A 19381-nucleotide genomic window follows, 5' to 3' on the forward strand; every position below is an offset into this window, starting at 1 on the left:
AGGACGCCACCGCCGGCCAGGGGACGGGACCGGACCACGCTCTGGGGCGTACTGGGCATCGTGCTCGGCCTGATCTGCTGCGGCGTCCTCGGCATCATCTTCGGCTACCTGTCCATCCGGGACGCCCGGCGGTACGGCCAGTCGCCGCTGCTCGGCTACCTCGCCATCGCGTTCGGCGTGATCAATATCATCGGTGGCGCGATCCTGCGCTCCACCGGCAACTACCCGTTCTGGAACAACGACTGAGGCTGGTCAGCCGACGAACCGGCGCTCGTTCCGGGGCGGCCGCCGAGCGGGCGCGGGCCGCCCGGTGTACGCGAAGGGGGCCGACCGGAACCGGTCGACCCCCTTCGGTGGTGCCTGGTCCGCTCAGCTGCCGGACATGATCTCCCGCATCAGGCGCGCGGTCTCGGTCGGCGTCTTGCCGACCTTCACCCCGACCGCCTCCAGCGCCGCCTGCTTCGCCTCGGCGGTGCCCGCCGAGCCGGAGATGATCGCCCCGGCGTGGCCCATGGTCTTGCCGGGAGGCGCGGTGAAGCCGGCGATGTAGCCGACGACCGGCTTGGTGACGTTCGCCTTGATGAACTCGGCGGCCCGCTCCTCGGCGTCGCCGCCGATCTCACCGATCATGACGATGGCGTCGGTCTCCGGGTCGGCCTCGAACGCCTTCAGGGCGTCGATGTGGGTGGTGCCGATGATCGGGTCGCCGCCGATGCCCACGCAGGTGGAGAAGCCGATGTCCCGCAGCTCGTACATCATCTGGTAGGTCAGCGTGCCGCTCTTGCTGACCAGGCCGATCCGGCCGGAGCCGGTGATGTCGGCCGGGATGATGCCGGCGTTGGACGCGCCCGGCGAGGCGATGCCCGGGCAGTTCGGCCCGATGATCCGGGTCCGCTCGCCCTGCGCCACGTTGTACGCCCAGAACGACGCGGTGTCGTGCACCGGAACGCCCTCGGTGATCACCACGGCCAGCGGGATCGCGGCGTCGATCGCCTCGACCACGGCGGCCTTGGTGAACTGCGGCGGCACGAAGATGACCGTGACGTCGGCCCCGGTCTCGGCCATGGCGTCCGCCACGGACGCGAAGACCGGCAGCTCGGTGCCGTCGAAGTCGACCTTCTGGCCCGCCTTGCGCGGGTTGACGCCGCCGACGACGTTGGTGCCGGCGGCGAGCATCCGCCGGGTGTGCTTGGAACCCTCGGAACCGGTCATCCCCTGGACGATGACCTTCGAGTCCTTGGTCAGCCAGATAGCCATGATCAGACCCCCGCAGCTGCCAGCTCGGCGGCCCGCTCGGCCGCGCCGTCCATGGTGTCCACCCGCTGCACGAGCGGGTTGTTCGCGCCGTCCAGGATCGCCCGGCCGGCCTCGGCGTTGTTGCCGTCGAGGCGGACGACGAGCGGCTTGGTGACCTGCTCGCCGCGCTGCTCCAGCAGGGCCAGCGCCTGGATGATGCCGTTGGCGACCTCGTCGCAGGCGGTGATGCCACCGAAGACGTTGACGAAGACGCTCTTCACGGCCGGGTCGGAGAGCACGATCTCCAGCCCGTTGGCCATCACCGCGGCGCTCGCGCCGCCGCCGATGTCGAGGAAGTTGGCCGGCTTGACGTTGCCGTGCCGCTCACCGGCGTACGCGACCACGTCGAGGGTCGACATGACCAGACCCGCGCCGTTGCCGATGATGCCGACCTCGCCGTCGAGCTTGACGTAGTTGAGGTCCTTGGCCTTGGCGGCCTGCTCCAGCGGGTCCACCGCGGCCTGGTCGACGAGCGCCTCGTGGTCCGGGTGCCGGAACGCCGCGTTCTCGTCCAGGCTGATCTTGGCGTCGAGCAGCAGCATCCGTCCGTCGCCGTTCTTGGCGAGCGGGTTGACCTCGACCAGGGTGGCGTCCTCGGCGACGAACGCCTGCCACAGGCTGACGGCGATCTCGACCACCTGGTCGGCGACCTCGGCCGGGAAGCCGGCAGCGGTCACGATCTCGCGGGCCTTGGCCTCGTCCACGCCCTTCACGGCGTCGATCGGGGCCTTCACGACCTTGTCGGGGGTCTCGGCGGCGACCTGCTCGATGTCCATGCCGCCGGCGACGCTGGCGATGCAGAGGAAGGTGCGGTTCGCCCGGTCGAGCAGGTACGAGAAGTAGTACTCCTCGGCCACGTCCGCGGTCACCGTGATCATGACCTTGTGGACGGTGTGACCCTTGATGTCCATGCCGAGGATGTCGGTGGCCCTGGCCACCGCCTCATCCGGGCCCTCGGCAAGCTTGACGCCGCCGGCCTTGCCTCGGCCGCCGACCTTCACCTGCGCCTTGACGACCACCCGACCGCCGAGGCGTTCGGCGATCGCGCGGGCCTCCTCCGGGGTAGTGGCGACGCCGCCGGCCAGCACGGGCAAGCCGTGCCGCTCGAACAGGTCCCGCCCCTGGTACTCGTACAGGTCCACGATTGCGCGTCCCGTCCCGTCTCCGCGGCGCGCCGTCGCGCCGCCACCAGCGTTCAGAAAACAGTTTGACGCCTGTCATCACTTGACACAGGCCATTGGCCGCAGCCTAGCGAGGTGGGCACGGCCGGCAACCGAGCGGGTGCGCGGTGTGCGGTAATGCACAACCGGGCACCGGACGCGGTCGGTTCCGGGCACGACGGGGACGGCGTCAACCGTCCGGGCGATGTTGACGGGGGTGCGTAACCCGGTCGTCGGGGCGTCGTTGAGTCAGGTGTCGGAGCGCTAAGCAGCGCAATGACGGGAGACGGCCGATGCCCTGTCGGTCGAGGGGTGGCGGCGGGGCATCGTGCATAGAGGGGCCGGACGTGTGAGGGGTGCGTCCGGCCCCTCCCCCGTGCCCGGACTCCGTTCCGAGACCCGTCCCGCCCGCCTCGCCTCAGGCGACCGGCTGCGCGACGTTCTGCCGGACCCACTCGACGATCGACTGGGTGGTGGCGCCCGGCGTGAAGATCTTGGCCACGCCCAGCTTCTCCAACTCGGGGATGTCGCCGTTGGGGATGATGCCGCCACCGAACACGACGATGTCGCGGGCGTCCCGCTCACCGAGCAGTTCCAGCACCCGACGGAAGAGCGTCATGTGCGCGCCGGAGAGGACGGAGAGGCCGACCGCGTCGGCGTCCTCCTGGATGGCGGTCTCCACGATTTGCTCGGGGCTCTGGTGCAGGCCGGTGTAGACGACCTCCATCCCGGCGTCCCGCAGGGCGCGCGCGACCACCTTTGCGCCCCGGTCGTGGCCGTCCAGGCCTGGCTTCGCGACGACGACCCGAATACGAGAGCTCATCAGCGCACACCTTTCACCGGCTCCACGGCCTTCACCTTAACGAACGGTAACCCGACCGACCGCGCCCGGGAAATCCGGGCCGGGCAACGGTCGGCGCTCCGGCTCGCCCGGCGCGGTCACCGCCAGTGCGGACGCTCTCCTCAGGGAGTTGCCGCGACGGTCGCCGTCAAGCCGGACGACTCCGCCGGATCGGTCACGCTCGGCGACGAACGGGCAGTAACGAGGGCACCGTTTGAGGTCACGAGGCGTGACAATCACGGACGCAAACGGACAGATCGACACGCCAATTCGGCGCTCTGGCTTGTGACTCGCCTGGTGGTTGGCTAACGTGACCACGGTTGTCATCAGGTCTATGGACGGGTGACGACGCGGTCAGCGGACGTTCACCCGAGTTTCACGAACGTCCACCGGCCGCTTCGGAACCCCGACAACGGAGGGTGTGCGTGCGCCAGCGCCTGTCGTCTGAGCCCGATAGATATCGCGGTCGTCGCCGCGTACCCACCCCCCCACGTAGCCGTTACGCCGCCGTCGTCACCACCGCGTTCGTCGGGGCCGGCATCGTCGCACTCGGTGCGAGCGCCCTGCCGGACGCGAAGGACGTCAGCCCGTCGGTGCTCGACGAGCTGAAGCAGGCGTCGGTCACCAGCCAGGACGCCGCGGCCCGCGCGGACAACGCCGACCGCGCCTCCCGCGACAGCCGGAGCAAGGACGCGGCCGAGTCCGAGGTCTGGCTGCTGCCGCTGCAGGGCTACGACTTCAACTCTCCCTACGGGATGCGCTGGGGCAAGCTGCACACCGGCGTGGACCTGGTCGTCCCCGAGGGCACGCCGTACGTGGCGATCCACGACGGGCTGGTCACCAAGGCCGGCTGGTTCGGCGGCTACGGCTACGCGGTGATCGTCCAGCACGCCGACGGCAGCGAGGCCGTCTACGGCCACTCCTCCGCGCTCAGCGTCAAGGAGGGGCAGCAGATCAAGGCGGGCGACCAGCTCGGCCTGGTGGGTCAGACCGGTCACGCCTACGGCACCCACCTGCACCTTGAGATCCATGTCAAGGGCCAGCCGATCGACCCGGTGCCGTTCCTGCAGGAGCGCGGAGTGGACATCAAGCTGCAAGTCGAGGCAATCTACAGCGAGGTAGCCGCGTCCTGACGCTGCGTACTGACCGTTGACCGCCCGGATCTGTCGATCCGGGCGGTTTTTCGTTGCCTGGCGTCGGCCGATGTTTGCTGGGTCACACGACGGACTGTGACGGACACCACGGGCCCACATGATCACTTTTCCGGGCAGAGCTCTCCAGAAGGAGTCATACCCGGACACCCGTCAACGGGCCCATCGACCGACCGCCCGGTCCCCGTACCCGCCACCGCTCGGCCCGACACCAGTATTTCGAGGTCAAGTGCCCCTCGACTGTGAAGGTCCGCCGTGCAGGAAGACAGCCCCGTCCAGAACGAGAACACCCCCGACACCGCCGCCGAGCAGCCGCAGCGCGCCGGCCGGCGGAACCGCCTCATCGTGCTCGGCGCGGCCGCCCTGGTAGCGCTCGGTCTGGGCGGCGTCGCCGTCGCCACCACCGGACCGGAGCGCCCGGCGCCCACCGCCGTCTCCCTCGACGCCCAACCGCGTGCCGAGGCCGCCAGCCGGGCGGACCGCTCCGCCCGCGAGTCGAGTTCGCCGGTCGCCCCCTCGGCCAGCCCGACCGCAAGCCCGTCGGCGACCAGCGCCAGCCCGTCGGCGACCAGCGCCAGCCCGACGCCGAAGAAGACGGCCACCGCGAAGCCCAGGCCGAAGAAGACCACCAAGCCCACACCGGCCTGGGTCGACCCGATGCCCGGCGCCGCCGTCACCTCCTGCTACGGCCAGCGCTGGGGCACCCTGCACGCCGGTATCGACCTGGCGCTGCCCTCCGGCACGCCGATCCACGCCGCGGCCGCTGGCACGGTGGTCCAGGCCGGTGACGCCGCCGACGGGTACGGCAACTCCGTCTTCGTGGACCACGGCAACGGGTACCTGACCCACTACGCGCACCAGAGTCGCATCGCGGTCACCGTCGGCCAGGCGGTCCAGGCCGGCCAGGTGATCGGCTACGAGGGCGCCACCGGCGACGCCACAGGCCCGCACCTGCACTTCGAGGTACACCAGGGAATGTGGAACCAGGTCGACCCGGCGCCGTTCATGCGGGCGCGCGGCGTCGACCTGGGCTGCTGAGCCCTCTGAATGTGAGGTGTCCGTACGGCGGCGGTCTCAGTGCTGAATGAGACCGCCGACCGGGACGGAGGCGACGTGCCCGGTTGCCGGAAGGGTCTGCGCCAGCGCGAGGCCGATGTCGACGATCGATGATCGGCGCAGGCGAGCCACGTCGCGTATCGGAGTCCAGACCGACTCGGCGGTTTGGCCGTTCGGCTCGGGCCGGAGCGCGCCACCGGTGATGCGAACCCGGTAGAAGATGCCGACATTCTGGTGCTCGATCCCCCACCGCGCCTCGGACGTGGGGATCACCCTCGAATCCACACCCAGTAGGCGTTCGACCACACCGTCGCAACCGGTCTCCTCGGCGACCTCCCGGATCACCGCATCGAACGGATCCTCCGCGTGCTCGACCTTGCCGCCGGGGAGGGTCCAGTGGTTGTCGCCCGTCGGTGGCACGTAATGGGCGAGCAGGACCCGCTCATCCTCGACGCACACGGCGTATGCCGCCAGCCGGAAACTCATCCGAGACCTCCCGCCGGACCCTACATCGCCCGGCACCCGCAGGGCTGTAGTGATTGGGGCGGCGCCCCTGGGTGTCAGAGCTTGTCGATCGGGGCATGCCGCAGGACCAGCCACATGGTCTGGTCGCCGAAGTCGATCTGCGCCCGGGCGCCCGGGCCGTGCCCCTCGACGGCGACAACCCGCCCGAGCCCGTAGCGCTGGTGGTTGACCCGGTCGCCGGCCGACACCTTCGGCCCCTGCGGCAGCTCGCTCGCCGTGGTCAGGCGGCTGGCGTCCACGCCGAGCCGCTTCGCCAGCTGGGCCGCCTTCGGCGTGCCCCCGTTGAAGGTGCCCCGCCCGCCGGGCGCGCGGTCCGCGCGACCGCCGACGCCACCGCCTCCACCGGCCCACGAGGTGTACGACCCCTCGGTGCGCTCCCAGTGCACCAGCTCCGGCGGCAGCTCCTCCAGGAACCGTGACGGAGGGTTGTAGGCCGGCTGCCCCCAGGCCGAGCGTGTCACCGCCCGGGAGAGGTAGAGCCGCTGCCGTGCCCGGGTGATGCCGACGTACGCCAGCCGGCGCTCCTCCTCCAGCTCGCGGGTGTCGCCCAGCGAGCGCAGGTGCGGGAAGACGCCGTCCTCCAGCCCGGTCAGGAAGACCACCGGGAACTCCAGCCCCTTGGCGGTGTGCAACGTCATCAGGGTGACCACGCCCTGGTGGTCGGGGTCGTCGGAGGGGATCTGGTCGGCGTCGGCGACCAGTGCGACCTGCTCCAGGAAGCCCGCCAGGGTGGCCCGCTCGCCGTCGGCGCCGGTGGCCTCGATCCGCTCGGTGTACTCCCGGGCGACGCTCACCAGCTCCTGGAGGTTGTCCACCCGGCCGGCGTCCTGCGGGTCCAGGCTCTCCTCCAGCTCGGTGAGGTAGCCCGAGCGGGTCAGCAGCGCCTCCAGCACCTCCTCCGGGGTGCCGGTCTCGGCCAGCTCCCGGGCGCCGTCGAGCAGCGCCACGAAGTCGGCGATGCCGTTGGCCGCCCGGCTGGAGATGCCCGGCGCCTCCCGGGCCCGGCGCAGCGCCGCGCCGAAGGAGATGCGGTCACGGCTGGAAAGCGCCTCGACGCACGCCTCCGCGCGGTCGCCGATGCCCCGGCGCGGCGTGTTGAGCACCCGCCGCAGGCTCACCGTGTCGTCGTCGTTGACCACCGAGCGCAGGTACGCCAGTGCGTCGCGGACCTCCTTGCGCTCGTAGAAGCGCACCCCGCCGACCACCTTGTAGGGCAGGCCGACCCGGATGAACACCTCCTCGAAGACGCGGGACTGGGCGTTGGTGCGGTAGAAGACGGCGACGTCGCCGGGACGGGTCTCGTCGGCGTCGACCAGCCGGTCGATCTCCCGGGCCACCCAGTCCGCCTCGGCGTGCTCGGTGTCGGCCACGTAGCCGACGATCCGCTCGCCGGCGCCGGACTCGCTCCACAGCCGCTTGGGCTTGCGGGAGGTGTTCCGGTCGATCACCGCGTTGGCCGCGTTGAGGATGGTCTGGGTGGAGCGGTAGTTCTGCTCCAGCAGGATCGTCCGCGCGTCGGTGAAGTCGCGCTCGAACTCCAGGATGTTGCGGATCGTCGCGCCCCGGAACGCGTAGATCGACTGGTCGGCGTCACCGACGACGCACAGCTCGGCCGGCTCCAGCCCCTCGGTGCCGGAGACCAGCTCCTTGATCAGCGTGTACTGCGCGTGGTTGGTGTCCTGGTACTCGTCCACCAGCACGTGCCGGAACCGGCGGCGGTAGCTCTCCGCGACGTGCGGGTGGGACTGGAGCAGGTGCACCGTTGTCATGATCAGGTCGTCGAAGTCCAGCGCGTGCGCCTCGCGCAGCCGCCGCTGGTAGAGCGTGTACGCCTCGGCCAGCGCCCGCTCGTTGGGCCCCGTGGCCCGAGCGGCGAACTGCTCCGGGTCGACCAGCTCGTTCTTCAGGTTGGAGACCTGGGCGGCCAGCCCGCGCGCCGGGTAGCGCTTCGGGTCAAGATCAAGCTCGCGGGTGACGAGCTGCATCAGCCGCCGGGAGTCGTCGGCGTCGTAGATCGAGAACGTCGACTTGAGGCCGGCGTGCTCGTGCTCGGCCCGCAGGATGCGGACACACGCGGAGTGGAACGTCGACACCCACATCAGTCGGGCCCGCGGGCCGACCAGCGCGGCGACCCGCTCCTTCATCTCACCGGCGGCCTTGTTGGTGAAGGTGATCGCAATGATCTCCCCGGGATGCACGTCCCGCGCGGCGAGCAGGTAGGCGATCCGGTGGGTGAGCACCCGGGTCTTGCCGGAGCCGGCGCCGGCCACGATCAGCAGCGGCGAACCCGAGTGGCTGACCGCGTCGCGCTGCGGCCCGTTGAGCCCGTCGAGCAGCTGCTGCGGATCGAGGCGGACGGGAGCCGCCCGGGGCCGGTCCGGACGGGCCGGCGCGGACTCCCGCGCAGGCGGGGACGCGGGAATGTCGAAGAGAGGATGCATCGCGCGACAAGTCTATGCCGCCGGCCGGACACTTCCCGACCGCGCGGTGCCGTGGCCGCCACCACCGGGCGCCGCCGGGCGCACGGGCCGGGGCGTGACGGGCGGCCCACTCAGGTCGCCGCGCGGGTGCGGTCCCGGCGAATCGCTTGCGCGTCGGCCGGCGGCATGGGCATACTCGACGGCGTGTTCGCTCAGCGCTACTACTTTTACTACGGCACCGGGAGTCCGGCAGCCGTAGGTCGCGCCTGATCGATCAGACCTGCGAAAGCCCCGGGCTCCTGGAGCCCGGGGCTTTTTCGTCCCGGGATCCGGGCACCGGGCACGACAGTGCGAGGGGTACCCGATGATGACAGACGTGGCGGAGCAGAGCGGCGGGCCGATCCGGCCGGGGGCGGAGCAGCCGTCGGCGAACGGAAGCGAGCCCGTGGTGGCGGCGCCCCCGGCCGAGGACGGTGGGCCGACCGAGGCACGGACGGGCACCGCCGAGCCGACCGCAGCCGCGCGGATCGTGCACATCAGGGAACGGATCGACGAGATCGACCACGCGTTGATCGCGCTCTGGCAGGAGCGCGCCACGCTGTCCCAGGAGGTCGGGGCGACCCGGATGGCCTCCGGTGGCACGCGGCTGGTGCTCTCGCGGGAACGGGAGATCCTGGAGCGCTTCCGGACGGCCCTCGGCGCCGACGGCACCCAACTCGCACTGTTGCTGCTCCGCGCGGGCCGCGGCCCGCTGTGAGCCCTGCCGGGCCGGTCACACGGCGCCGGGCCGGCCGGCGCCCCAGCCGGCCCGCTCGGCGCCGCAACGGCCCGACCTGGTCCCCGGACAAACGAAACCGCCTGCCGTCGTGGTGACATCGGCAGGCGGTTCCGGTGACTCAGGCAGCCTCGTGGCTGGGGACGATCTGGCGCTTCTCCGCGAAGTGGCAGGCGCTCGGGTGGTCCGAGCCCGGCCGGATCTCCAGCAGAGGAACCTGCTCGGCGCAGACGTCCTGCGCCTTCCAGCAGCGGGTCCGGAACCGGCAGCCCGAGGGCGGGCTGATCGGCGACGGCACGTCACCGGTGAGCCGGATGATCGTCTTGTTGTTCCGCTGGGTCGGGTCCGGCACCGGCACCGCCGAGAGCAGCGCCTGGGTGTACGGGTGGGTCGGCCGCTCGTAGATCTCGTCCTCGGTGCCGATCTCGACGATCTTGCCGAGGTACATCACCGCGACCCGGTCCGACAGGTGGCGGACCACCGACAGATCGTGCGCGATGAAGACGTACGAGAGCCCGAACTCGCCCTGGAGCTTCTCCAGCAGGTTCATCACCTGGGCCTGGATGGAGACGTCCAGCGCCGACACCGGCTCGTCGCAGACGATCACCTCGGGCCGCAGCGCGAGCGCGCGGGCGATGCCGATGCGCTGACGCTGACCGCCGGAGAACTGGTGCGGGTACCGGTTGATGTGCTCCGGGTTGAGCCCGACCAGGTCGAGCAGCTCGCGAACCTTGGCCCGCCGGCTGCCCTTGGGCGCCACCTCCGGGTGGATCTCGAACGGTTCGCCGATCAGGTCACCGACGGTCATCCGGGGGTTGAGCGAGGTGTACGGGTCCTGCATCACCAGCTGAATCTGCCGGCGGAGGCGCCGCAGCGCCCCACCGGAGAGCTTGGAGATGTCCTGGCCCTTGTAGACCACGCTGCCGGCGGTCGGCCGCTCCAGGTTCATCAGCACCCGGGCGAGGGTCGACTTGCCGCAGCCGGACTCACCGACCACGCCCAGCGTCTCACCGGCACGCAGACCGAACGAGACCCCGTCGACCGCCTTGACCTGACCGACGGTCTTCTTGAACACCACACCCTGGGTGACGGGGTAGTGCTTGACCAGGTCACGGACCTCGATGATGTTCTCAGTCACGGTTCACCAGCTCCTCGGCGAAGTGGCAGGCGCTGGCCCGGGCGGTGCCCACCTGCAGCAGCGGCGGGAGCTTCTCCCGACACACCGGCTGAGCCATGGGGCAGCGCGGGTTGAACGGGCAGCCCGGCGGGATGTTCATGAGGTTCGGCGGGAGACCCTTGATCGTCCGGAGCTGCTGCCCCTTCTCGTCCATGCGCGGGATCGAGTCGATCAGGCCGATCGTGTACGGGTGCGCCGGCTTGGCGTACAGGTCGAACACGTCGGCTTCCTCGACGATGCGGCCGGCGTACATGACCGCGATCCGGTCCGCGACGTCGGCGACCACGCCGAGGTCGTGGGTGATAAGGATCATGCCCATCTGCCGCTCACGCTGAAGCTCGGCGAGCAGGTCCATGATCTGGGCCTGCACGGTCACGTCGAGCGCGGTGGTCGGCTCGTCCGCGATCAGCACCTCCGGGTCGAGCGCCAGCGACATCGCAATCATCGCGCGCTGCCGCATACCGCCGGAGAACTGGTGCGGGTAGTTGTTGAACCGACCCTTGGCGTTCGGAATCTTGACCTGGTCGAGCATCTCGATCGCACGCTTCTTGGCCTCCGTGCGACCCATGCCCCGCCGGACCCGGAACTGCTCGGCGATCTGGAACCCGACGGTGAACACCGGGTTCAGCGCGGAGAGCGCGTCCTGGAAGACCATCGCGATGCCCTCACCGCGGATGCGGCGGCGCTCCTCGTTGGACATGCGGAGCATGTCCTTGCCGTGGAAGCGAACCTGACCGCCCGTGACGAAGCCGGGCGGGGTGTCGAGGATGCCCATGATGGTCTGCGCGGTGACGCTCTTGCCGGAGCCGGACTCGCCGAGCACGGCGAGGGTCTCCCCCGCGTCGACGTGGTACGTGACCCCGTTGATGACCTTGGCGACGCCGTCCCGGGTGCGGAACTCCACCCGCAGGTCTTCGACCTCGAGCAGCCGGCCGGAGGGACGTCCGGACCCGCCGGTTCCCGGCGCGGACTGCTCGGACACGAGAATGTCGGACAACTGGATCTCCCCTAGCGGAGTTTCGGATCGAGGGCCTCGCGGACCGCCTCACCGAGCATCACGAAGCTCAGAACGGCGGTGACGAGGAACGCGGCGGGGAAGAACACCAGCCCCGGCGCGACCCGGATGAACTGCTGCCCCTCGCTGATCATGATGCCCCAGGACACCACCGGCGACCTCAGGCCGACGCCCAGGAACGACAGGGTGGCCTCGGCGCCGATGAACGAGCCGACCATGATCGTGCCGTAGACCAGCAGCGGGGCCAGGCAGTTCGGCAGCAGGTGCTTGAGGATGATCCGGCCGGTGCCGGCACCCAGCGCGCGGGCCGCGACGATGTAGTCGGCCTCCTTGGTGGCCAGCACCGAGGACCGCATCAGCCGCATGACCACCGGCCAGCTCAGCACGGTCAGGGAGGCGATCACCAGGCCCATGATCTGGGCCTTGCTGTTGCCGGAGTCCGAACCGTTGAACGTGGTGAGGATGACGATCGCGCCGAGCACGAAGGGCAGACCGAAGAACACGTCGGCGATCCGGCTCAGCAGACCGTCGACCCAGCCACCCCGGTAGCCGGCGATGATGCCCATGGTGCCGCCGACCAGCAGGGTGCCGACCACGGAGAGCACGGCGACCACCATGGAGGCACGCGCCCCGTAGATGACCCGGGCGTAGACGTCCCGGCCCTGCACGTCGTAACCGAACCAGCCGTCCGCGCCGGGCTTGTTGAGGCTCCGGGACAGGCTGCCGTTGACGGCGTCGCTGCCCGGTGCGAACAGCGCCGGGAAGGCCGCCATCAGGAGGAAGATGACGATCAGCGTGGCCGAGATCCAGAACAGCGGCTTGCGGCGCAGGTCCCGCCAGGCGTCACCGAGCAGGCCGCGCGGCTTCTCGTTGCTCTGCGGCCCCGCGGTGGCGGGGGCGCCGGCGTCGGTCGGCTGTGCGGGAGGGGTGCTGACGATCGATGCGGTACTCGGGTCACTCATAGCGGATCCTCGGGTCCAGGGCGGCGTAGAGCAGGTCAACCAGCAGGTTCATCACGAGATAGACCAGCACCAGAACGACCACGATCCCTACCACGGTAGCGCTTTCCTTGGTGACGATCGCGCGGAAGACCTGGCGGCCGATTCCGTTGATGCCGAAGATGCCCTCGGTGACGATCGCGCCGCCCATCAGGGCACCGAGGTCGGTGCCGAGCAGGGTGACCACCGGGATGAGCGAGTTGCGCAGCAGGTGCACGCCCACCACCCGGCGCATCGGGAGGCCCTTGGCGATGGCGGTACGCACGTAGTCGGCGCGGCGGTTCTCCGCGATGCTCGTTCGCGCCACCCGGGCGATGTACGCCACTGACGCGCTACCGAGCACGAAGCCCGGCACGATCAGCTCGGAGAGCCGCATCTCGGAGGAGACGGTCGGCTTGATGATGCCCCACTGCACGCCCAGCAGCCACTGGAGCACGAAGCCGACGACGAACACCGGCAGCGCGATCAGGAAGAGCGTGGAGACCAGGACCAGGTTGTCCAGGAAGCCGTTGCGTCGCAGACCGGTCAGCACGCCGGCGCCGAGGCCGATCACGGCCTCGATGGTGAGCGCCACCAGGGCCAGCTTCAGCGTGTTCGGGTACGACGTGAGGATGATGTCGCTGATCTCGCGCTGCGAGAACGTCTGACCGAAGTCACCCTGGAGCAGGTTCTTCATGTAGTTCGCGTACTGCACGAAGACGTTCTGGTCCAGGTGGTACTTCTCGGTCATGAAGGCGATGTACTGGTCCGGGCAGCGGCGCTCGCCGCACTTGCCGGCGAACGGGTCGCCCGGAACGGCCCAGACGAGGGCGTAGATCAGGAACGTCGTACCGATGAAGACCGGCACGAGTTGGAGCAGCCGTCTCAACAGATAACGGCCCATGGGGTGGTCCTCCAGACAGGGGGCGCGTCGGACGGCCGACACGGTGGTGACAACGTGGCGAGTGGAGTGTTGTAACACCCACTCGCGGAACGGCCCCGGGTCGGGCTCACCGGATGTGGCGAGCCCGACCCGGGGTCAGACCGTTCGGATCAGAGCTCGACCGAGGTGATGTCGAGTTCGCCGACGTTGTTCAGCTCGAGCTTCTTGATCTTCTCCGAGTGGCCGGACTGCTGGCCGTAGAAGTAGATCGGGATGCTCGGGACGTCCTGGTCGACGATCTCGACGGCCTTGGAGAACGCCTCGTGCGAGGCCTCCAGGGTCGGCGCGGCACTGGCCTGCTTGGCCAGGGCGTCGACCTGCGGGTTGCTGTACAGGCCGTCGTTCGAGGAACCACCAGTCACGTAGAGCGGGTTGACCCAGTTCTCCACGTCCGGGTAGTCCTGCTGCCAGGCGGCGCGGTACGGGCCCTTCATCGTGTGGGCGTTGATGTTCTGGCGGAACACCGCGAAGGTCGGGACGCCCTCGGCGCGAGCCTCGATGCCCAGGTTGGTCTTGACCTGCTGCGCAACCGCCTGCATCCAGTCAGCGTGGCTGGAGTCGGCGTTGTAGTAGAAGACCATCTCGCCCGTGAAGCCGCCGGCCTCGGTCAGGAGCCGCTTGGCCTCCGTCGCGTCGAACTTGCAGGCGGTGCAGTTACCCGGCTTGGCGCCCGGGGTCAGCGGGTTCGCCCAGCTGTCGGCCGGCTTGCGGGTACCGAAGAAGATCTTGTCCGAGATCTCCTGCCGGTTGATCGCCAGCGACACGGCACGACGCAGCTTCGGGTTCTGGAAGCGCTTGTCGTAGGTCGGGAACGCGATCAGCGCGGTCGACGGCGTGGTGGTCGAGAGCCCCCGGTCACCGAGGTCGGTCTTCCACTTGTCACCGGCGAGCGCCGAGGTGGGGACCGTCTCCATGAAGTCGAGGTTGTTGGCCAGCAGGTCGCTGTAGGCCGCGTTCTCGTCCTGGTACAGCTTGACGTCGACGTCCTTGACCTTCATGGTGTCGCGCAGGTTGTAGTCGTCGAAGCGCGTCAGCTTGATGAGGACGTTGTCCTCCCACGACACGAACTTCACCGGGCCGTTGCCGACCGGCTTCTTGCCGAACTCTTCGGGCTTCTGGGTGAAGAACACGTCCGGCAGCGGCATGAAGGCGCTGTAGCCAAGCTTGGTCGGGAAGACCGCGGTCGGGGCCGCCAGGGTGACCTCGAAGGTCTGGTCGTCGACGACCTTCAGGCCGGACAGCTTCTCGGCGGTCGGCGCCGGAGCCTTCTGCGGGCCCTCGCCGTCCGGGTCCGACGTGTAGGTCTTGTCGAAGCCCGCGATGTCCGAGAAGAACGTGCCGTTCTGCGCGCCGTTCGGCGAGTAGGCGGCCCAGTTCCAGGCGTCGACGAAGTTCTTCGCCTTCACCTCGGTACCGTCGTGGAACTTGGTACCCTTCTTGATCTTGATCGTGAAGACCTTGGAGTCCGTGGTGTTGATGGACTCCGCCAGCGCGTTGCGCGGGGCCCCACCGTCGTTCGGGTACTCGACCAGGCCGGTCCACAGCCAGTCGATGACCTTGCCACCGCCGGTCTCCGTGGTGTTCGACGGGACCAGCGGGTTCTCCGGCTGGACACCGTGGATGACGATCGCGCCGTCCTTGCTGGCGGCGGCGTCGCCGTCACCGTCACCGCTCGAGCAACCGCTCGCGACAAGCGCGGCAGCCGCGCTGAGCGCGATCGCGCTCGTCGCCCGCTTCGAGACTCTCATTCCGAGGGGCCTCCTCTTTCTAAGCCTGGTTCCGTCGTGGGTTTCACGCACGTTTGGGGGTGACACCGCCCGACCACCCCGGGGCGCGGGTCGCCGGGTTTCACAGGGAAGTTGGGGACACCCCTGATGTTCCGATCCGCCGGGCTCCCCACCCGACGAGGCACGACCCGACGCAGGCGACTCAGTCACGAAGCCGCCGCGGAACAGCGGAGGTCGTGGTCGTTGGCCGTACGGAGTGCCGCACACCGAGGGTGAGGTGCTGCCACTGTGACACCCACTGGCCGCTTCCGTGAAGGTGCCGTTATCAAGACGTTAGTTGCCCGCCATGTTGCCGATACTTGAAAATTGATCATAAAGCGGCCGGTTCGGGCAGCTCTGAGCAGGAAATACGTGGCCCAGCCGGGCACCGGCGGCCCGCGTACGCTCGGGTCCTGTGAGCTTCCCCGCGTCCGCGCCCGTGCTTCCCGACGTCCACCGAGCGCTCGCCGTGTTTGCCCATCCGGACGATGTCGACTTCGGCTGCACAGGCACGATTGCCGGCTGGGTGGACGAGGGCGTGGAGGTCGCCTATCTGATCATCACCCGTGGTGACGCCGGCGGCTTCGACGACACCGACCGGGCCGAGATGCCCCGCCTGCGCGAGGCGGAACAGCGCGAGGCCGCCGCCGTGGCGGGCGTGCGGCAGGTCGACTTCCTCGACGGGTACCCCGACGGCACGCTGACCTCGACGCCGGCGCTGCGCCGGGACATCGCCGCGGCCATCCGCCGGTTCCGGCCGGACCGGGTGCTGACCAGCTCGCCGCTGCGCCGCTGGGAGCTGCTGGCCGGGCCGAGCCACCCCGACCACCTGGCCGTCGGCGAGGCCACCACCTGCGCCATCTACCCCGACGCCCGCAACCCGTTCGCGTTCCCGGAACTGCTGGCCGAGGGGCTGGAGCCGTGGGTGGTGCGGGAGGTCTGGTACGCCGGCGGCCCGGCCCCGGACCACGCCGTCGACATCACCGACCGGTACGACCGCAAGGTGGCGGCGATGCGCGCCCACCGGTCACAGACCAGCCACCTGGATGTGCCGGCCTGGATCCACGACCGGCTCGCCGCGGTCGCCGCCGACGCGGGGCTGCCGCCGGGCCGGCTGGCCGAGGCGTTCACCGTCCTGCGGACCACCTGATCTCCCGAAGCGGGGTGACCCGGCGCGCGGTCGCGGCAGCCACCCCGCTCGCCGGGACGGCCCCGGCACCGCGCGGAGCGGGACCGGGGCCGGTGGTGGAACCGGAGCGGATCAGGCCCCGAGCGGCGGCATCCGTCGCAGGTGCCCTGATCGTCGATGGAGAGGAACAGATCAGACGAGCCGGCGGTCCGCCGCCCACCGGGAAAGCTCGTAGCGGTTGGACATCTGGAGCTTGCGCAGCACGTTCGACACGTGCGTCTCCACCGTCTTGATCGAGATGAACAGCTCCTTCGCGATCTCCTTGTACGCGTACCCCCGGGCGAGCAGCCGCAGCACCTCCCGCTCCCGGTTGGTGAGCTGGTCCAGCTCCGGATCGGCCACCGGGGCGTCCGGCCGGGCCGCGAAGGCGTCCAGCACGAACCCGGCCAGCCGGGGGCTGAACACCGCGTCGCCGTCGGCGACCCGGCGGATCGCGGCGGCCAGCTCGTCCGGAGAGATGGTCTTGGTGACGTAACCCCGGGCGCCGGCGCGGATCAGCCCGATCACGTCCTCCGCCGCGTCGGAGACGCTCAGCGCCAGGAACTTGACCTGCGGGTGGCTGCGCCGCATCGCCTCCAGCACCGCGCGCCCGCCACCGTCGGGCATGTGCACGTCGAGCAGCACCACGTCCGGTCCGGTGGCGGCGATCCGGGTGACCGCCTCGGCCACCGTGCTCGCCTCGCCCACCACCTCGACGTGGGCGCCCAGCTCCGCGCGCACCCCGGCCCGGAACATGGCGTGGTCGTCCACCAGGAAGACCCGCAGCCGCTCGGGGCGGGCGTCCGCCTGGTCGAGGTGCTCGGTCGACTGCTCGGCCATGGTCATCTGTTCCTCTCCGCTGCGGACGAGTCCCGGGAGATCGGCAGCATCAACCGGACCTCGGTCCCCTCCCCCGGTCCGGACCGGATCTCGGCCCGTCCGCCGTGCCGCTTCATCCGCCCGATGATCGAGCCGCGTACGCCGTGCCGGTGGTCCTCCACGGTATCCGGGTCGAAGCCCTTCCCCCGGTCCCGGACGAAGACGCTGACCTGATCGGGCTCCACCTCGGCGTAGAGCGACACGGTCTGCACCCCGGCGTGCCGGGCCGCGTTCACCAGCGCCTCCCGCGCGGCCGCGACCAGCGCGCCGACCCGCTCGTCGGTCTCCCGGTCACCGACCACCACCGCCTCCACCGTGATCGCGAAGGTGTCCTCGACCTCGGCCGCGGCCTGCTCCAGCGCCGCGGCGAAGCGCTCGTTCGGCGAGGCGGTGGGCTTGTAGAGCCAGTTGCGCAGCGAGCGCTCCTGCCCCCGGGCCAGCCGCTGCACCGTCTTGACGTCGGTGGCGTTGCGCTGGATCAGGGCCAACGTGTGCAGCACCTGGTCGTGCACCATCGCGGCCAGCTCGGCCCGCTCCTGCTCGCGGATGCGCCCCTCGCGCTCCGAGCGGAGCTGGCTGTACGTCCGCCAGAGCACCGGCGCGGCGACCACCCCGACCCCGGCCAGCCCGACCAGCGCGAAGATCACGCCGTTGATCACCGCGTCGAAGTTCTGCGCCGGCGAGTAGACCGCCGCGACGCCGATGATGCCGACCGCGACCAGCACCCCGCCGCCGATGAACCGGAGCACGAAGGCCCGCCGGTCGCTTTCCTCGACGACCGCGCCGAGCCAGGGCACCGGCGTGTCGCCCCACCGCCGCCGCCGCTCGGGCGCGGACTGGTGCCAGATGACACCGGCGCCGACCGCGATGATGGCCACCAGCCAGCCGGCGGTGCCCGCCGCGCCCACCGAGTCGAAGACCATCACCTGGATCAGCAGGACACCGAGCCCGATCCCCACGAACGGCAGGAGCTGGGCCACGTCCCGCCGGGGCGGCACCGCGGTGTCACCGGGCCGCAGCGGCACCACCGCCCAGAAGGCCGCGTAGAGCAGCAGTCCGAGCCCGCTCAGCCCGAGCAGCACCATGAACGCGACGCGCACGCGCAGCACCGAGATGCCGAGGTGGTCGGCGATACCGGCGGCGACGCCGGCGGCCATCCGGTGCTCGGGGGCGCGGTAGAGGCGCGGGGGCGGGGTCACGATGCTGATCGGAGGCTCCCTGGTCACGGTGGCGGGCGGGCCCGAGGTCGGTGGATCCGATCGTCACACGCTGCGGCGTGCCGCGACCACGGGGACGCCCCCGACATTCCGGCCGCCCGGATCTCAGGGTGGGGTCAGGGTCGGGTCCTGAGGTCGTTCGGGCGGACCGGGCAGCAGGATCGAGGCATGACCGAGGAAGCTGCCCCGCCGCCCCGTCCCGGGTCGGCACAGCCGGGCGGTTCATCACCGCCCCCACCAGCCGCGACACCCGCCGGCTGGGCCGAGCCCACCCTGTTCGGCCCGCCCGCGGGCACCACCGCCGGGTTCGACGCCCGCCCGGCCGCCGATCCCACACCGGCCGCTCCGGGCGGCGGTCACGGGTCCGGCAGCGCGGCCTACGGGCCGCACGGTGACTTCGCGGCCGGCACCGGCTACGGAGCACCCGGGCCGGGTGGTCCCGGTCCGTCCACGCCGCCACCGCCGCTGGGCGGCGCCGGCTTCACCTCGCGGTACGGGCTGGTCCGGCCTCGCGACGGGCGCTACCTCGCCGGGGTCTGCGCGGCGATCGGACGGGCCACCAACACCGATCCGGTGCTCTGGCGTGTGCTGCTCGCGGTCCTCGGGTTCTTCGGCGGCATCGGCATCCTGGTGTACGTCGCCGCCTGGCTGATCATCCCGAACGAGGGCGACACCGCGTCCCCGGTGGAGTCGATGCTCGGGCGCGGCCGGTCCAGCATGTCGCCGGTGACGGTGATCGTCCTGGGCATCCTGGTGGCGGCCAGCTTCGGCTACATCGTCACCGACGCCTTCCGTGCGGTGCTGCTCGGCGCGGCCATCCTGATCGGCGGCGCGCTGCTGCTCAACCGGGACAATCGAGGGCCACAGTCCGGCGTCCCGGGCGGGCCGGCGCCGTCCGGCCCGATGGGCACGCCACCCGGGCCGGTCCCACCGGTCGCCTGGCCGGCGCCCGCGTACAGCGCGGTGCCGCCGGCCGGCCCGCTGGCGACCGCACCGCTGGCCGGCGGCACCGCGC

18 protein-coding genes are annotated in these 19381 nt (G+C 70.6%); 6 read left to right on the forward strand and 12 right to left on the reverse strand.

Annotation, left to right across the window (positions count from 1 at the left end; all coding sequences use genetic code 11):
* Positions 1–246, forward strand: a 246-nt coding sequence (locus tag DKT68_RS20730; RefSeq protein WP_109819070.1) for a hypothetical protein, incomplete at its 5' end; no start/stop codon positions are given.
* A gap of 123 nt (positions 247–369) precedes the next feature.
* Here the strand turns inward: DKT68_RS20730 and sucD are convergent.
* The 3 genes from sucD to DKT68_RS20745 form a co-directional block, all read right to left on the reverse strand.
* Complete coding sequence (sucD, locus tag DKT68_RS20735; protein WP_109819071.1) at positions 370–1257, reverse strand: succinate--CoA ligase subunit alpha; 888 nt, start codon at positions 1255–1257, stop codon at positions 370–372.
* A gap of 2 nt (positions 1258–1259) precedes the next feature.
* Complete coding sequence (gene sucC / locus DKT68_RS20740; RefSeq protein WP_109819072.1) at positions 1260–2438, reverse strand: ADP-forming succinate--CoA ligase subunit beta; 1179 nt, start codon at positions 2436–2438, stop codon at positions 1260–1262.
* 436 nt (positions 2439–2874) lie between these two features.
* Positions 2875–3279, reverse strand: coding sequence for a cobalamin B12-binding domain-containing protein (locus DKT68_RS20745; RefSeq protein ID WP_109819073.1), 405 nt, complete (start codon positions 3277–3279; stop codon positions 2875–2877).
* A gap of 443 nt (positions 3280–3722) precedes the next feature.
* Here DKT68_RS20745 and DKT68_RS20750 point away from each other — a divergent pair, with 443 nt between their 5' ends.
* Together DKT68_RS20750 and DKT68_RS20755 are read left to right on the forward strand one after the other, a co-directional pair.
* Positions 3723–4430, forward strand: coding sequence for a M23 family metallopeptidase (locus DKT68_RS20750; protein WP_109819074.1), 708 nt, complete (start codon positions 3723–3725; stop codon positions 4428–4430).
* Positions 4431–4703: 273 nt separating this feature from the next.
* Positions 4704–5486 carry a M23 family metallopeptidase gene (locus tag DKT68_RS20755; protein WP_109819075.1) on the forward strand — a complete coding sequence of 261 codons (783 nt, stop codon included), beginning with the start codon at positions 4704–4706 and terminating at the stop codon, positions 5484–5486.
* Positions 5487–5522: 36 nt separating this feature from the next.
* On the opposite strand, the gene DKT68_RS20760 is transcribed toward DKT68_RS20755, so the two are convergent.
* Together DKT68_RS20760 and pcrA are read right to left on the reverse strand one after the other, a co-directional pair.
* Entirely contained in the window at positions 5523–5990 is a 468-nt protein-coding gene (locus tag DKT68_RS20760; RefSeq protein WP_109819076.1) for an NUDIX hydrolase, read from the reverse strand.
* Between the two features lie 74 nt (positions 5991–6064).
* Complete coding sequence (pcrA, locus tag DKT68_RS20765) at positions 6065–8470, reverse strand: DNA helicase PcrA (protein ID WP_109819077.1); 2406 nt, start codon at positions 8468–8470, stop codon at positions 6065–6067.
* A gap of 343 nt (positions 8471–8813) precedes the next feature.
* On the opposite strand from pcrA, the gene DKT68_RS20770 reads away from it, so the two are divergent.
* Positions 8814–9206 (forward strand): chorismate mutase, encoded by a 393-nt coding sequence (locus tag DKT68_RS20770; protein ID WP_109819078.1) that lies wholly within the window; start codon positions 8814–8816, stop codon positions 9204–9206.
* A gap of 139 nt (positions 9207–9345) precedes the next feature.
* Here DKT68_RS20770 and DKT68_RS20775 read toward each other — a convergent pair whose 3' ends face one another.
* The 5 genes from DKT68_RS20775 to DKT68_RS20795 form a co-directional block, all read right to left on the reverse strand.
* Positions 9346–10362, reverse strand: coding sequence for an ABC transporter ATP-binding protein (locus tag DKT68_RS20775; protein ID WP_109819079.1), 1017 nt, complete (start codon positions 10360–10362; stop codon positions 9346–9348).
* On the reverse strand, positions 10355–11383 hold the full coding sequence (locus DKT68_RS20780) for an ABC transporter ATP-binding protein (protein WP_109819080.1): 1029 nt from the start codon (positions 11381–11383) through the stop codon (positions 10355–10357). The genes DKT68_RS20775 and DKT68_RS20780 overlap by 8 nt, the downstream gene beginning before the upstream one ends.
* Positions 11384–11409: 26 nt before the next feature.
* Positions 11410–12378, reverse strand: coding sequence for an ABC transporter permease (locus DKT68_RS20785; RefSeq protein ID WP_109819081.1), 969 nt, complete (start codon positions 12376–12378; stop codon positions 11410–11412).
* Complete coding sequence (locus tag DKT68_RS20790) at positions 12371–13297, reverse strand: ABC transporter permease (protein WP_109819082.1); 927 nt, start codon at positions 13295–13297, stop codon at positions 12371–12373. The genes DKT68_RS20785 and DKT68_RS20790 overlap by 8 nt, the downstream gene beginning before the upstream one ends.
* A gap of 149 nt (positions 13298–13446) precedes the next feature.
* Positions 13447–15084: a peptide ABC transporter substrate-binding protein gene (locus DKT68_RS20795; RefSeq protein ID WP_109819083.1), complete on the reverse strand. Its 1638-nt coding sequence runs from the start codon at positions 15082–15084 to the stop codon at positions 13447–13449.
* A 433-nt stretch (positions 15085–15517) separates the two neighbouring features.
* On the opposite strand from DKT68_RS20795, the gene DKT68_RS20800 reads away from it, so the two are divergent.
* A complete protein-coding gene (locus tag DKT68_RS20800) occupies positions 15518–16252 on the forward strand; it encodes a PIG-L deacetylase family protein (protein ID WP_236647000.1) in 735 nt (244 codons plus the stop codon).
* Between the two features lie 171 nt (positions 16253–16423).
* Here the strand turns inward: DKT68_RS20800 and DKT68_RS20805 are convergent, their stop codons facing one another.
* Complete coding sequence (locus DKT68_RS20805) at positions 16424–17110, reverse strand: response regulator (RefSeq protein WP_109819085.1); 687 nt, start codon at positions 17108–17110, stop codon at positions 16424–16426.
* A 2-nt stretch (positions 17111–17112) separates the two neighbouring features.
* On the reverse strand, positions 17113–18375 hold the full coding sequence (locus tag DKT68_RS20810) for an ATP-binding protein (RefSeq protein WP_109819086.1): 1263 nt from the start codon (positions 18373–18375) through the stop codon (positions 17113–17115).
* Positions 18376–18534: 159 nt separating this feature from the next.
* Here DKT68_RS20810 and DKT68_RS20815 point away from each other — a divergent pair.
* Positions 18535–19381, forward strand: an 847-nt coding sequence (locus DKT68_RS20815) for a PspC domain-containing protein (RefSeq protein ID WP_146218407.1), incomplete at its 3' end; no start/stop codon positions are given.

Origin of the sequence: Micromonospora acroterricola, from assembly GCF_003172955.1 — a bacterium.
Classification (GTDB): domain Bacteria; phylum Actinomycetota; class Actinomycetes; order Mycobacteriales; family Micromonosporaceae; genus Micromonospora; species Micromonospora acroterricola.